The 13,089-nt window shown below is 44.7% G+C and carries 12 protein-coding genes; 10 read left to right on the top strand and 2 right to left on the bottom strand.

Annotation, left to right across the window (positions count from 1 at the left end):
- Positions 1 to 78 precede the first annotated feature (78 nt).
- The 4 genes from CWO13_RS02425 (at position 79) to CWO13_RS02410 (ending at position 4,622) form a co-directional block, all read left to right on the top strand.
- Entirely contained in the window at positions 79 to 1,077 is a 999-nt protein-coding gene (locus CWO13_RS02425; protein ID WP_102530196.1) for a LacI family DNA-binding transcriptional regulator, read from the top strand.
- A gap of 174 nt (positions 1,078 to 1,251) precedes the next feature.
- Complete coding sequence (locus tag CWO13_RS02420) at positions 1,252 to 1,812, top strand: sugar O-acetyltransferase (protein WP_102530197.1); 561 nt, start codon at positions 1,252 to 1,254, stop codon at positions 1,810 to 1,812.
- 214 nt (positions 1,813 to 2,026) lie between these two features.
- On the top strand, positions 2,027 to 3,175 hold the full coding sequence (locus tag CWO13_RS02415) for an S-(hydroxymethyl)glutathione dehydrogenase/class III alcohol dehydrogenase (RefSeq protein WP_017631496.1): 1,149 nt from the start codon (positions 2,027 to 2,029) through the stop codon (positions 3,173 to 3,175).
- A gap of 166 nt (positions 3,176 to 3,341) precedes the next feature.
- Positions 3,342 to 4,622 carry a dicarboxylate/amino acid:cation symporter gene (locus CWO13_RS02410; RefSeq protein ID WP_102530198.1) on the top strand — a complete coding sequence of 427 codons (1,281 nt, stop codon included), beginning with the start codon at positions 3,342 to 3,344 and terminating at the stop codon, positions 4,620 to 4,622.
- Positions 4,623 to 4,742: 120 nt separating this feature from the next.
- Here CWO13_RS02410 and CWO13_RS02405 read toward each other — a convergent pair whose 3' ends face one another.
- Positions 4,743 to 5,309, bottom strand: coding sequence for a dihydrofolate reductase family protein (locus CWO13_RS02405; RefSeq protein ID WP_108082477.1), 567 nt, complete (start codon positions 5,307 to 5,309; stop codon positions 4,743 to 4,745).
- Positions 5,310 to 5,370: 61 nt separating this feature from the next.
- Here CWO13_RS02405 and CWO13_RS02400 point away from each other — a divergent pair, with 61 nt between their 5' ends.
- Positions 5,371 to 5,940, top strand: a complete 570-nt coding sequence (locus CWO13_RS02400) for a TetR/AcrR family transcriptional regulator (protein ID WP_108082476.1) — start codon at positions 5,371 to 5,373, stop codon at positions 5,938 to 5,940.
- Between the two features lie 205 nt (positions 5,941 to 6,145).
- The gene (locus CWO13_RS02395) at positions 6,146 to 7,678 is read left to right on the top strand and encodes a phospholipase D family protein (RefSeq protein ID WP_048669073.1); all 1,533 of its coding nucleotides are present in this window, start codon (positions 6,146 to 6,148) and stop codon (positions 7,676 to 7,678) included.
- Between the two features lie 88 nt (positions 7,679 to 7,766).
- Here CWO13_RS02395 and nfsA read toward each other — a convergent pair whose 3' ends face one another.
- Positions 7,767 to 8,489: an oxygen-insensitive NADPH nitroreductase gene (nfsA, locus tag CWO13_RS02390; RefSeq protein WP_108082475.1), complete on the bottom strand. Its 723-nt coding sequence runs from the start codon at positions 8,487 to 8,489 to the stop codon at positions 7,767 to 7,769.
- Between the two features lie 279 nt (positions 8,490 to 8,768).
- On the opposite strand from nfsA, the gene CWO13_RS02385 reads away from it, so the two are divergent.
- From CWO13_RS02385 to CWO13_RS02370, 4 genes are all read left to right on the top strand, one after another.
- Positions 8,769 to 10,013 carry an NADH:flavin oxidoreductase/NADH oxidase family protein gene (locus CWO13_RS02385; RefSeq protein ID WP_108082474.1) on the top strand — a complete coding sequence of 415 codons (1,245 nt, stop codon included), beginning with the start codon at positions 8,769 to 8,771 and terminating at the stop codon, positions 10,011 to 10,013.
- A gap of 153 nt (positions 10,014 to 10,166) precedes the next feature.
- The gene (locus CWO13_RS02380; RefSeq protein ID WP_108082615.1) at positions 10,167 to 11,150 is read left to right on the top strand and encodes an HAD family hydrolase; all 984 of its coding nucleotides are present in this window, start codon (positions 10,167 to 10,169) and stop codon (positions 11,148 to 11,150) included.
- Positions 11,151 to 11,311: 161 nt separating this feature from the next.
- Positions 11,312 to 12,007 carry an aspartate/glutamate racemase family protein gene (locus CWO13_RS02375; RefSeq protein WP_108082473.1) on the top strand — a complete coding sequence of 232 codons (696 nt, stop codon included), beginning with the start codon at positions 11,312 to 11,314 and terminating at the stop codon, positions 12,005 to 12,007.
- Positions 12,008 to 12,672: 665 nt separating this feature from the next.
- Positions 12,673 to 12,909: a YdcH family protein gene (locus tag CWO13_RS02370; protein WP_012600119.1), complete on the top strand. Its 237-nt coding sequence runs from the start codon at positions 12,673 to 12,675 to the stop codon at positions 12,907 to 12,909.
- Positions 12,910 to 13,089 lie beyond the last annotated feature (180 nt).

Here is a 13,089-nt window from a genome sequence, read left to right as displayed (position 1 = left end):
AGCGGCAGCGTGCGTTGTCGTTTCACGGATACAATTAGCTGGCTTAGGTCGGCTAATTTTTTATAGAAGGGTAAGTGAATGGTCACAATGCTTGATGTCGCGAACCGCGCTGGCGTATCTAAATCGACGGTTTCTCGTGTCTTAAACGGCAAGAATATCGTGCGCGCGGATGTGGTGAAAAAGGTATTTGATGCGATTCAAGAAACGGGCTATCGACCAAACTTGTTAGCTCAGCAATTGGCGACCAAGAAGACCAACTTCATCGGCTTTGTTATCACCAATGAGTTGTTCAACGGCCCTTACTTTTCTTCCTTGATGTACCACGCGGCTTCATACAGTGAAAAGTCGAATCACCAATTGGTGATCACCGATGGTAAACACAGTGCTGAAGATGAGCGAAAAGCGATCAACTTCCTACTCGATATGAAATGCGCGGGCATCATCATCTATCCGCAATGTTTAACGGAAATCGAGATAGCGCAGATCATCGATAGCACCGATACTCCGATTCTGGTGCTTAACCGCGAAATGCCTTCGAAGCCTGAGCACGCGATCACCACCGATCATTATCAAAGTGCTTGTTTGATGGTTGAACACATTATTGAACAGGGCCATACAGATATTGCGGTCATTCGTGGTAAAGCTAGTTCATCGACCGATGAACAGCGTTTTAAAGCCTATCAAGATGTACTAACCAAGCACGGTGTTGCACTAGATGAAACCAAAGTCGTTCAGGGCGATTGGACGATGGAAAGTGGTTACCGTGCCGGGCGAGCTTTAGCGGAGAGCAAAGCAAGCTTCACTGCGATCTTGTCTGAAAACGATGACATGGCGATTGGCGCGATTAAGGCGTTAACAAAGCTGGGTTATTCATTGCCCAAAGACATCTCTATCGTCGGCTTTGATAACAGCAAAGTGGGTGAATTCCTCACACCAAGCTTAACCTCTGTCAGCGTACCGCTGGAGCAGATGATACAAAAGGCGATCCTGAAAATTGTTGGTGATGCTGAACAAGCTGAGGCCATCAACACTACCGGCAGTTTGGTGCTGCGCGATTCAGTTGCTCAGCGTATTTAAGCTCAATTAACAGAGAGTCGATTTCATATTTGGCCTACAAAAAGTGATGGGCTATACATCTCTGAAATCGTGCTAAAGCCTTGCTTACTCCGCTTTATTAGATATGCGATATTGCGTTCTTTGGTCGTTGAATTGACCATTTTTAGGTAAGTAGTGTGAAAAGAGGTAAGTAACGTGAAAACAGAAAAACAAAAAATGTTAGCTGGTGAGCCTTATTTAGCATGGGATGAGCAGCTGTACGCGGAGCGAATCGAGTGTCGTAAGGTATTGCAAAAACTTAATAACAGCATTCCAGATACCAATGAGTGGCGCACGGCAATTGATAAGCTGATTCCTGATTCTGAAGGTGCCTATTTAGAGCCGCCATTTCGTTGTGACTATGGCTCAAACATTAAGCTGGGTAAGAACTTCTATGCCAACTTTAACTGCGTAGTTTTAGACGTGGCAGAGGTAACGATTGGCGACAATGTGTTGTTCGCGCCAAATGTTCAGGTGTTAACAGCAGGACACCCGCTAGACGTTAAAGGACGCGTTGAACAAGGTGTTGAGTTCGGTACACCAATTACTATTGGTGACAATGCTTGGATTGGTGCGGGCGTAATCATATGCCCAGGCGTGAACATTGGTAAGAACAGTGTGATTGGCGCTGGAAGTGTGGTGACTAAAGACATTCCAACCAATGTGGTTGCAGTGGGCAATCCATGTAAAGTGCTGAAATCGATCGATAACGACTAAGTTTACTGAATACTTCCATCATCTACATTAGAGCGATTCTCTATGTGTACGTGAGGGACTTAGCTTTCTCGATTAATTATTACCAATATGTAATAATCATTTCCAAAAATAGGGGATTATCAAAATTAATATCCCTACCTATACTAGCCCCAACAAAACGAGAGAGCGATAACAAACAAGCTCAACGTTGACTGACTAATATAGGAAATATCACATGACTATCGAAATCAAACCTGGTCAAACTCATATCCAATCTAAAGCTATGGTTGCTTGGAAAGCGGGTGAGCCGCTAAAGCGTGAAACCGTTGACGTTGAACTGCCAAAGGCTGGCGAAGTACTTGTTCGTATCGTTGCTACTGGTGTTTGTCACACTGACGCATTCACTCTTTCAGGTGACGATCCAGAAGGTATCTTCCCTTCTATCCTTGGTCACGAAGGTGGCGGTATCGTTGAAATGGTTGGCGAAGGCGTAACAAGCGTTGAAGTTGGCGACCACGTGATCCCACTTTACACAGCTGAGTGTGGCGAATGTAAATTCTGTAAGTCTGGTAAAACTAACCTTTGCCAAGCGGTTCGCGAAACTCAAGGTAAAGGCCTAATGCCAGATGGCACAAGCCGTTTCTCTATCAACGGTGAGCCAATCTTCCACTACATGGGTTGTTCTACTTTCTCTGAGTACACAGTACTTCCAGAAATCTCACTAGCGAAAGTAAACAAAGAAGCACCTCTTGAGGAAGTTTGTCTTCTAGGTTGTGGCGTAACCACAGGTATGGGTGCAGTACTGAACACAGCTAAAGTTGAAAAAGGCGACACAGTTGCTGTATTCGGCCTAGGCGGTATCGGTCTTTCTGCAATCATCGGTGCTCGTATGGCGGGTGCAAGCAAAATCATAGGTGTTGATATCAACGAGAGCAAATTCGAGCTAGCAAAACAACTTGGCGCTACTGATTGCATCAACCCAATGAACTACGACAAGCCAATCCAAGACGTTATCGTTGAGATGACAGACGGTGGTGTTGATTACTCATTCGAATGTATCGGTAACGTAAACGTGATGCGTCAAGCGCTTGAGTGTTGCCACAAAGGTTGGGGTGAATCAGTTGTGATTGGTGTTGCAGGTGCAGGCCAAGAGATCTCAACTCGTCCGTTCCAACTAGTAACAGGTCGTGTATGGCGTGGTTCTGCTTTCGGTGGTGTTAAAGGCCGCTCTGAGCTTCCAGAAATCGTAAACCGTTACATGGCGGGTGAGTTCGGACTACAAGAGTTCATCACTCACACTATGGGTCTTGAAGACGTAAACGAAGCATTCGAACTAATGCACAAAGGCGAGTCTATCCGTACTGTTCTACACATGGATAAATAGCCTTAAATCTTAAACCTCATCTGGTTTTCATAAAGTCCGTTAGATTGAATCTCTAACGGACTTTATTTTTTCCTAGGCACACTTTACCAAGGAATATTTTTATTAAAGGTTGTTCCCTTTAATAAAGGTATCTGAATTGTCCTACAGGGTTACTGGAATTGTCCTTATGTTGACTAAACTTCGCCACTCTTTACCTCTTCAGTTAATGTTAGCTGCTTTGCTTGCATGGCTTTTTGCACAACTTATTGCTTCAACCTCTGGCATTACCCAAACGGGGTGGTATCAGTTCTTAATGCTTGGCAAAACTACTTATATCGGCTTGCTAAAAATGGTCGTTGGCTTGGTAGTTTTATTCTCGCTATTGCAAGGTATAACAAGCATTGGTTCGATAACTCGATTGAAGCAAATTGGCCGAAATACCGTACTTTTCTATAGCTTCACGACGCTGATAGCCATCTCTTTGGGCTTGGGGGCTTCACTGTTGTTGCCTGCTTGGGAACCTTTAACCAGCGTTGCTGCGATTGGAGACGATGTTCAGCTTATCAGCGAAGATGCGGCAGGAGGAGCTGCTATTGCCAGCAAGCTGTTTAGCATGGCATTAGTGAACCCGGTAGCGGCATTAACCAATGGTAACTTGCTCGCGATTGTTGTGTTCTCATTCATGTTGGGTATTGCTCTGCTTTCTTCATTGCCAGAAAAACACCCGATTTTTGAGGTGCTTCATGGCTTGAACAAGAGCATCAATACCATTGTTGGTTGGATAATTCGTTTAGCTCCACTAGCGGTTTTCGCCATTGTCCTCGATTTTACCGTTCGTGGTGGTGAGTCACTGTTTGAGCAATTGGCACTGTTTGCTTTGCTCGTGTTTGTGCTGACTCTGATCCACGGAGCGATTGTCTTGCCGACTATTGCGAAGGTGATGACTGGGATTCGTCTTAGCACACTATTCAAAGGTATCTCGGCACCGATGGCGATGGCGTTCGCAACGTCATCAAGCTCTGCTACTTTGCCACTGGCGATGCAGAGCGCAGAAGAAAAGCTCGGCGTATCGCAAAGTACAAGTAGCATGGTGTTACCGCTTGGCGCAGTGATGAACATGGATGGTACGGCACTCTTCGAAGGTGTCGCGGCAATCTTCTTGGCTCAACTGTTTGGTGTGGACCTCACGACTTCTGGCTTGGTGATGATCTTCATTATGGCGATGGTCTCGTCTGTGGGGGCTCCGGGTATGCCATCTGGATCTATGTCTGGCATGCAGCTGGTGTTATTGGCCGCTGGTATACCACTGGAAGCAATCGCGATTCTGCTGATTATTGAACGCCCGTTAGATACATTCCGTACCGCGGTTAACGTTGAAGGTGACATGATTGCTGCACTGGTCGTGGATAAATGGCAGAAACAACAAACAACAGTATCTGAGCCAACACTGAGCGAGTCTCCAGCTTAGCGAATATTCTTGTTTGATTAAAAAGCCCGTTCAGACATTATGAACGGGCTTTTTGTTGTTTGTTAATGTATGCAGTCATTCAGTGTTGATCGGTACATAACCTTTATGCGAACAACAGATTTAACACTTACGTAAGTAGTGAGTAGTGACGATCTCATCAAGGTAAGTCGTGACGTTTTTGAGCGTAAAGTCGAGAGGAGAGACTAAGTTACCAAATAGCGGAGATCCGCCACCAAGAACAACGGGAATCGTCGAGATGATCAGTTCATCAATCAGGTCTTCTTTCAGGAAGTTTTGAATGGTCACACCGCCATCAATATACAGGTTGTTAAAGCCTTTACCGTTCAGCTCTTCGATGATCTGAGTGAGCTCACCCTTTATCAAGAACATTTTTCCTTCAACCTCTTTAGGTACTTCCGTCAACGTGTTACTCAATACATAAACAGGTTTTGTGTAAGGCCAATCAATACCGAAGCTCAGCACCATATCCATTGTGTTTCGGCCCATTACCAAAGCATCAATACGATCGATATGGGCGTTGTACCCCATGTCATCACCTTCTGGATTTGGGATGGCTTGTAGCCAATCTAGACCACCATTTTTGTCTGCAATGTAACCATCAAGACTCGCACCGATAAAGACAATATTTGACATTGTTAACTCCGAAATTGAACAGAAACTTGGCATTTACGCTGTATTAAATTAAAATATTCTACAGTGTAGAAATGTAAGTTTAAGAGGTGGTGTTATGACTGTCAAGGATCAAAAGCGAGGTCGACCAAAGAGTGGATCAAGCCAACTAAGTGCCGAAAAGATCTTAGATACGGCAAAGTGCATGATGCGGGAAGGTGGTAAAGTGCCGAGTATCAGAGGGTTAGCCACAGAGCTCGGCGTCGATGCGATGGCGATATACCATTACTTCAAAAACAAAAATGATCTATTGGAGTCGATCACTGTTTCATTAGTAGGTGAAGTGGCACAGCCTGAGAAAAACCAAGTGTGGCAAGAGAACCTTTATCAGCTTAGTGTGAGTTACTTGTCGGTATTGAATGACTACCGTGGGTTGCTAGAAACTCTACTAACGATGAAATCGCTTGGGCCTGTTGAGGTGTTTGGTGAACGCTTTGAAGCGGTGTTGAGTCCGCTGAACCTTACATCAGAACAAACCGAAGACGCCCTTCACTTGCTAGTGGACTATTTGCACGGTTATGCGCTTGCATTGAACTGTAACCCGGATAGAACAGAGATTACGGTTGAGATGGTAAGAAAGCCTTTAGGCCTTTATTGTTTGGCTATCGAACAGTTGAGATCGCAGTAATTTCAGAGCAAAGGTGAGGGTTTCAGGGCGCGGTTTAGCTATGTGCTGCTCTCGATGGAGTACTGATGTTTCATTTATAGTGGATAATTACCTATAAATTTCAGGCTTTAGCAGTAATAATCAATGAATAGACCTGAACAGCTTGTGAGTCGCAAAGCTGTAGGGACAGTTTCTAAGATGTCACCGTGAAAAGGAAGTCAGACATATGCCTGTGCTCCAACGCATCAGTTTAACCTTAATTTTAGTCGCTATTCTTGGTGGTTGTTCTTCATTACCAGAAGGCATCGACCATCCTGTAGAACCGTATACCTCTTATGGACCAAGCACTCTGTCGGTTTTAGCGGATGAATATCAACCAGAAGCATCAGAGCAGGCGACGACCGCCGTTCGTTTACAAGAGTCTGGTTGGGATGCATTGGCACAGCGTTTGGCGTTGGTTGAAAGTGCAGAACACACCATCGATATTCAATATTACATCTGGAACTCTGACGAATCGGGCAGTTACCTAGCCAGCCGTTTATTGGCAGCAGCCGAGCGTGGTGTGAAGGTTCGAGTGATGTTGGATGATATCAACCTCAACGAACGTGAAGGTTTGTTGTCAGCACTGGATGCGCACCCTAACGTCGAGATTCGTATCTTCAACCCAACGCCAACACGCCGTGGTTTCAGTAAGTGGCTAAGCTTCCTTGGCGATTTCTCTCGATTAAATCGTCGCATGCACAATAAATCGTTTACCGTGGATGGCACTTTGTCTGTGGTTGGCGGGCGCAATATTGGTGATGAATACTTTGACCTTTCCGATGAGATTAACTTCCGAGATCGTGATGTATTGGTCATGGGCTCAGTCGTCACCACTATCCAAACTAGCTTTATCGAATACTGGAACAGCCGATGGTCTTATCCAGTCGATATGTTAGGTGACGAAGAACAACCCGATATCTCAATCATTGAGAATATTGCTGCTCCGCATTATCAGAATTACCCAGAGCTACCATTAGATCGTGAAGCGGCAGACAGCCTGCTAAAAAAGGCACTTGGTGAGATGACTTGGGTTAACGCGAGTTTCGCTTATGACCGACCTGTTCCAGTTGACTCAGGTAATACCGATCAACCGAAAGCGACCGCAGTTCTGTTAGGTCAGCTAGCCAGTGAATCGAAGAAAGAGATCTTGCTAGAATCGGCGTACCTAGTATTTGATGACGGCCAATTAGAAGAGTGGCAAGTGTTGAACAAAAGCGGCGTCGAGATAAAGGCTTTAACTAACTCAATGGCGTCTAATGATTTGGTGACTAATCATTCAGCTTATGCGGGCAGACGTTACGACATGTTGGAGCATGGCATCGACCTGTTTGAGTTAAAACCAGATTCCAAGCTGTGTGAAGCATCGACTCAAGACGTGACTAAATGTGCACCTGAGACAGCTTATGGTCTGCATGCTAAATCAGTGGTATTTGACCGCAGTATCGCAAGCATTGGCTCATTTAACTTCAATTTACGTTCTACCTACCTCAATACGGAATCGGTTTTGATCATCAAGAACAAAGGTATTGCTGAAACATTAGCGGACACTATTGAGCAAGCGATGAGTGAAGATAATAGCTGGCGCTTGGAACTGGAAGACGGTGATGTGTATTGGTATTCCGGTGAGCAAAGCTGGGACAGCGAACCTGAAACTGGCAAGTGGGAGAGAATGCAGTCTGGCTTTCTACAATTACTTCCGATAGAGAAATATCTGTAAGCTAGCGGCCTCCGGATTAATAAAATGTCAGCGTATCGTACGCTGACATTTTTGTTTGTGTTGCTGTTTGCTGCTATTTTTTAACGGCTTAGCGCTTGGTCAGCTGCTTGCTGTTCAAGTAAGGCAGGATATGCGGACGAGATTCGCCAGACAGCTTTTGAGTGATCTGCTGTGACCAACTGCTCTGCTTCTGATTACTTGAGCGATTCGCGTAGTAGCATTGCATTGAATCATCGTAGCGAGCAATTTCGTCTAAGCTCAACGGCTGGTATTGGTTCTCGTGCATCACCACATGAGCAGGAAGGCGAGGCTTAATCTCAGGTTGCTGTACCGGGTGACCTAAACACATCCCAAATAGCACGGCAGTGTGTAGTGGTAGCTCAAGTAGTTCATCGACTTGTTGAGCGCTGTTGCGCAAGCCTCCGATGTACACACCACCTAAGCCAAGAGACTCAGCAGCCAGCATGCAGTTTTGCGCCATGATGCCTGAATCGACCGCGCCAATCAGTGTCAGTTCAGTAAAGTCGGTTTTCACCTCAGGGTTGATTTGAGCGTGGCGTTGATAGTCGATGCAGAATACTAAAAACTCAGCCGCATTTTCAATGTAAGCTTGGTTGCCTGCGTATTCTGCTAGCAGCTTTCGCTTCTCTTTGTCGGTCACTCTCACGATAGAAACAGCCTGCAGTAAGCTTGATGATGACGCAGCGAGACCTGCCTGGACAATTAAATCGAGGTGCTCCTTCTCTATTGGTTGATCGGTATATTGACGAATGGAGCGGTGCCCCAGAATAGTTTCAATCGTGCTGTTCATAACTCTCAGACAGTCCTTGTGATGATGGTGTAGAGAATCACAATAACGACAATTACTATGAGCGTAAAGGGCGTTAGAGCCTTTCTGATTAGCGTAATGTTGTAGTGCTAGCTCCGATTTTTGAGCTCCTGTTGATAATTGATTCATGTCGGTTGTTATGCTGCTGGTTTTGATTGTTGAGCAGAAATTGCTTCGAAATAGGCGTTAAATGCTCAGAACTGTCAGATAAAATAGGGCATACTGGACGCAATATATAAACCCAAGAAAGTAACCACGCGCATGAATCCAATCTGCCTCAACGACCCTTTTTCTCTTCCTAATGGCCAAGTAATCAAAAATCGCCTGTTCAAATCGGCAATGAGTGAACAGCTAGGTGATAAACACCATAACCCTAAGCAAGGTTTGGTCACGCTTTACCTGCGTTGGGCTCAAGGAGGAATTGGTCTATCCATGACGGGCAACGTGATGGTCGATAGAGGTGCGCTTGGTGAACCTAAGAACGTTGTGTTGGATGAGCACAGTGACTTAACCATATTTCGTGAGTGGGCGAAGGCTGGGACACAGAACGGTTCTCAGATATGGATGCAACTGAATCACCCAGGTAAGCAAATTCCTAAGTTCTTATGTGATAGCCCGGTTGCCCCTTCAGCTATCTCTTTAGAGCGCGGATTAGAAACAGGCTTCAATACGCCACGAGCTCTTACTGAGACGGAAATAATCGCAATCATTGATAAGTTCGCGTTGAGTGCAAAGCTTGCAAAACAAGCGGGTTTTACTGGCGTGCAGATTCACGGTGCTCATGGTTATCTTGTCAGTCAGTTTTTGTCTTCGAGACACAATCAACGCCAAGACAAATGGGGTGGCTCACTCGAAAACAGACTTCGTTTCGTACTTGAGGTTTATCGTGCGATTCGAAAAGAGGTTGGTGACGATTTCCCTGTAGGAATTAAACTCAACAGCGCTGACTTCATGAAAGGAGGCTTCACGGAAGAAGAGTCGATGCAGGTTGTGCAAACACTGAGTGATAATGGCATCGACCTGATTGAGATCTCCGGCGGTACCTATGAAAGTCCTTCAATGATGGGTTCAAAGAACAAGGATGAACCAATCAAGGCCAGCACAGTAAAACGTGAAGCGTATTTTATGGATTACATGGTCAAGGCGAGAAAGATCGTCAGCACACCGCTGGTGGTCACGGGTGGCTTTCGAACCGCGCAAGCAATGAATGAAGCATTAAACACATCGGCGACCGATTTTATTGGTATTGCGCGCACAATGGCGGTTGATCCTGATTTTCCTAACAAGTTAATCGAAAACCCTAGCCACGGCATGCCGCTAACGGTGCCCACCACAGGTAAACCCGCATTAGACAAGATTGCTATGGTAGGGCTGGTTTGGTATGAACATCAGATGTGGCGTATTGCCTCTGGCAAGAATGCCGACCCTAAACTAAGCGCACTCGGTGTGGTGTTAAAAACAATTCTCAGCGCCGGCTGGCACGCGTTCAAAAAGCGCAGAGCGTAAGCCGTAACGAACTAAAAAGCAGAACTCGTTGTGGCACTAATCTAACGGCAACATAAACAGCGGTTATAGTGTTCATAAGTGGAAAATCAGAGTAGACCAATTAGGATGAATTGAATTAAACCCTACAATTAATTCAATAACATGGTAGTTGCTATGAAGAAAATAACCCTTTTGTCAGTTGCGATTTTATCTAGCCTCTCTTTCTCATCTTTTGCTAAAGACTGCGACCCCAATTTGCTGCCTTCATGGAAGGATAGTGAGAGTAAATCCGCTATCGTGGATTTTGTTGGTCAAGCTACGAAAGCGGAGTCTGATATGTTCGTTGCGGCCCAAGATCGCATCGCTGTATTCGATAACGACGGTACGCTTTGGTCAGAAAAGCCTTATTACTTCCAGCTGGCCTTTGCACTAGATCGTGTAAAAGAGAAGGCGCCTGAACATCCTGAATGGAAAACGGAAGCACCGTTTAAGTTCGTGCTTGAAGATGACATCAAGAGTGTTCTAGGAAGCGGCGAAGAAGGTTTATTGAAAATTATCATGGTGACGCACTCTGGTATGACAGTCGAACAATACCAAAAAGATGTTGAGCAATGGTTAGCTGCAGCGAAAGACGAACGTTTCAATAAAGCCTATACCGATCTGACTTATCAACCAATGAAAGAGATGCTGGCTTACTTGCAAGAGCATGACTTTAAAACTTACATAGTGTCGGGTGGCGGCGTTGATTTCATGAGAGTGTGGGCTCCCGAGGCCTATAATATCCCGCCAGAACAGATCATTGGCAGCGCGCTTAAATACAACTACAGCTTCAACGACGGCAACCCGACTGTAACCAAAGACTCGTCCATTTTGACGATTGATGATAAAGCCGGAAAGGTCACCAATATTCAGCATATTATCGGCAAGAAACCTATTCTAGCGGTCGGTAACTCAGACGGTGATCAAGCCATGATGCAATGGGCAACGAGCCAACCCAACCCTATGGCGATGATTGTTCATCACACTGATGCTGAGCGCGAGTGGCAGTACGATCGTGAGTCCCATGTGGGCAAGCTAGATAAAGCACTCGATGAAGCGAATTCTAGAGATGATTGGACGCTGATCGATATGGAATCCGATTGGTGTGAGGTGTATTAACCCTCATAGACTTTCAGATAAAACAACAAAGGCTCGAATTGTTAGTTCGAGCCTTTTTGCTAAGTAGCGAAAGCTTCATCTCATTTTTAGCAAGAACGTACTATAAATTTTTAGCGCATGACGCTTTAATCGGAAGATGTGGAAATTAAAGGAATAGGAAAATGAAAACGATCGGTTTGCTCGGCGGTATGAGTTGGGAGTCGACAGTAAGCTACTACAAATCCATCAATGAAGGCGTTAAAGCGACCCTTGGTGGGCTCAATTCTGCAAAGGTTTGTATGTACAGCGTGAACTTCGATGAGATAGAAAAGCTTCAACATCAAGGCCGCTGGGCGGAGACAGCCGATATCTTATCGGACGCGGCTTTATCGGTAGAGAGGGGTGGGGCTGATTTCATTCTGATTTGTACCAATACCATGCATAAGGTCATTCCTGAGATCGAAGAGAAGATCACGATCCCTATCTTACATATCGCTGATACCACAGCGCAGAAGCTGCTGGAGCAGGGCGTGAAGAAAGTAGGATTACTCGGTACCGCTTTCACGATGGAACAAGATTTCTATAGAGGGCGCCTGACTAACAAGTTCGGTATTGATGTTGTTATTCCTGATGACGGTGACAGAGAAAAAGTGCACAACATCATTTATCAGGAGTTGTGTCGAGGCGAAGTAAAAGAAGAGTCTAGAGCTATATACCGTCAAATCATCGAGAAACTAAGTCAGCAAGGCGCTGAAGCCGTTATTCTGGGCTGTACTGAAATCGCCTTACTGATTCAGCAACAACATACTGATGCTCCTTTGTTTGATACTACAGCCATTCATGCAGAGGCGGCGGTGCGCTTGGCGACGAGTGATTAGCTTATAGCTCTTATTCTTAGCTCGATAACTGTCCTCTTTTTCACTCTTGTGCAATTTTTATTCATAGGAGTGAAAGTTTTTTGTACAAAAGCAGGTCTTTAATTAATGAAGCGATGCTTTATTCATTAACCAAGGCTTTATCGACAGGTAAGGCTTTAGTTAATAGCTGAGGTATCCGCGCTTTTAAGCACTATGCTTTAGTCATGACTAAAAGAGGAATTATTATGAAATGGCTTATCTTATCTGTAACGCTATTATTCGTGGCAGGATGCCAATCTACGGGGTCTGAATCACAGGTTGGTGATGATATGAATCGAGTACATTCGGGTGGTTGTAGTAGCTAGCCCCAATTTATGTAGCAAAATTTGTTAGCTATCGTTTATAACAACGACCAGTCTAAGGCCTCACGATCAAGTGAGGTTTTGTTTTATTCAAAGGCTATAAAAAACAACTTGGTGATATGGCATATCGTCAGTGGCAGATTTTGTTATTGAGAAAAACCTCAATCCAATACCATAGCTTTGTGGTGGAAGGTTGTAAATTTGTTAATTTGAATTGTTTAAATTCTAGGCTGTGTACTGGATCTCATTTGTCATTTGAGTCCCTTGCTAAGGTAAATAATGAATGTGTAATACCAATCACTTTACTCAACTTAAGAGGTTTCTATGCTAGGTGAAAATCACTCTCTTGTTCACGAATTTCCTGAAATGAAAGACAAAATTGCTGAGCTTGCTAAAACTGACGATGGCTTTGCAGCAGATATGAAGACATACGACAACCTTGATAAAGAGATTCGTAAACTAGAGCTGAAAGATTCACCCATTGATGACGGCTCGATGCACCAACTAAAACATGATCGTTCTGAGCTTAAAGATTCACTGCATGCTCGCTTAATTGCCTAGCTAGCGGGTTATTTTGCTGAATAGCTAAATTAAATAGTTAGTTAGCGAATTGCAGATTGAGATAATAAAAACTCCTTCGGGAGTTTTTTTGTTTCTGCACTCCAGTCCCTATCTGAACGCATAAGAATGTTTGGATACAAGAAACCTTAGATATAGGTAAACTCAATTAGCACTATGGTT

The organism is Vibrio sp. ZF 223 (assembly GCF_003050585.1).
GTDB classification, from domain to species: domain Bacteria; phylum Pseudomonadota; class Gammaproteobacteria; order Enterobacterales; family Vibrionaceae; genus Vibrio; species Vibrio crassostreae.
The sequence above is the reverse complement of the archived record's forward strand: the minus strand, read 5'-3'. Positions and strand labels throughout refer to the sequence as shown.

Bases quoted from the DNA above. Each gene is read 5' to 3' on its own strand.
- CWO13_RS02425 (WP_102530196.1), top strand. From the start codon at position 79: ATGGTCACAATGCTTGATGTCGCGAACCGCGCTGGCGTATCTAAATCG.
- CWO13_RS02415 (WP_017631496.1), top strand. From the start codon at position 2,027: ATGACTATCGAAATCAAACCTGGTCAAACTCATATCCAATCTAAAGCT.
- CWO13_RS02410 (WP_102530198.1), top strand. From the start codon at position 3,342: ATGTTGACTAAACTTCGCCACTCTTTACCTCTTCAGTTAATGTTAGCT.
- CWO13_RS02405 (WP_108082477.1), bottom strand. From the start codon at position 5,309: ATGCCAAGTTTCTGTTCAATTTCGGAGTTAACAATGTCAAATATTGTC.
- CWO13_RS02400 (WP_108082476.1), top strand. From the start codon at position 5,371: ATGACTGTCAAGGATCAAAAGCGAGGTCGACCAAAGAGTGGATCAAGC.
- CWO13_RS02395 (WP_048669073.1), top strand. From the start codon at position 6,146: ATGCCTGTGCTCCAACGCATCAGTTTAACCTTAATTTTAGTCGCTATT.
- nfsA (WP_108082475.1), bottom strand. From the start codon at position 8,489: ATGAACAGCACGATTGAAACTATTCTGGGGCACCGCTCCATTCGTCAA.
- CWO13_RS02385 (WP_108082474.1), top strand. From the start codon at position 8,769: ATGAATCCAATCTGCCTCAACGACCCTTTTTCTCTTCCTAATGGCCAA.
- CWO13_RS02380 (WP_108082615.1), top strand. From the start codon at position 10,167: ATGAAGAAAATAACCCTTTTGTCAGTTGCGATTTTATCTAGCCTCTCT.
- CWO13_RS02375 (WP_108082473.1), top strand. From the start codon at position 11,312: ATGAAAACGATCGGTTTGCTCGGCGGTATGAGTTGGGAGTCGACAGTA.
- CWO13_RS02370 (WP_012600119.1), top strand. From the start codon at position 12,673: ATGCTAGGTGAAAATCACTCTCTTGTTCACGAATTTCCTGAAATGAAA.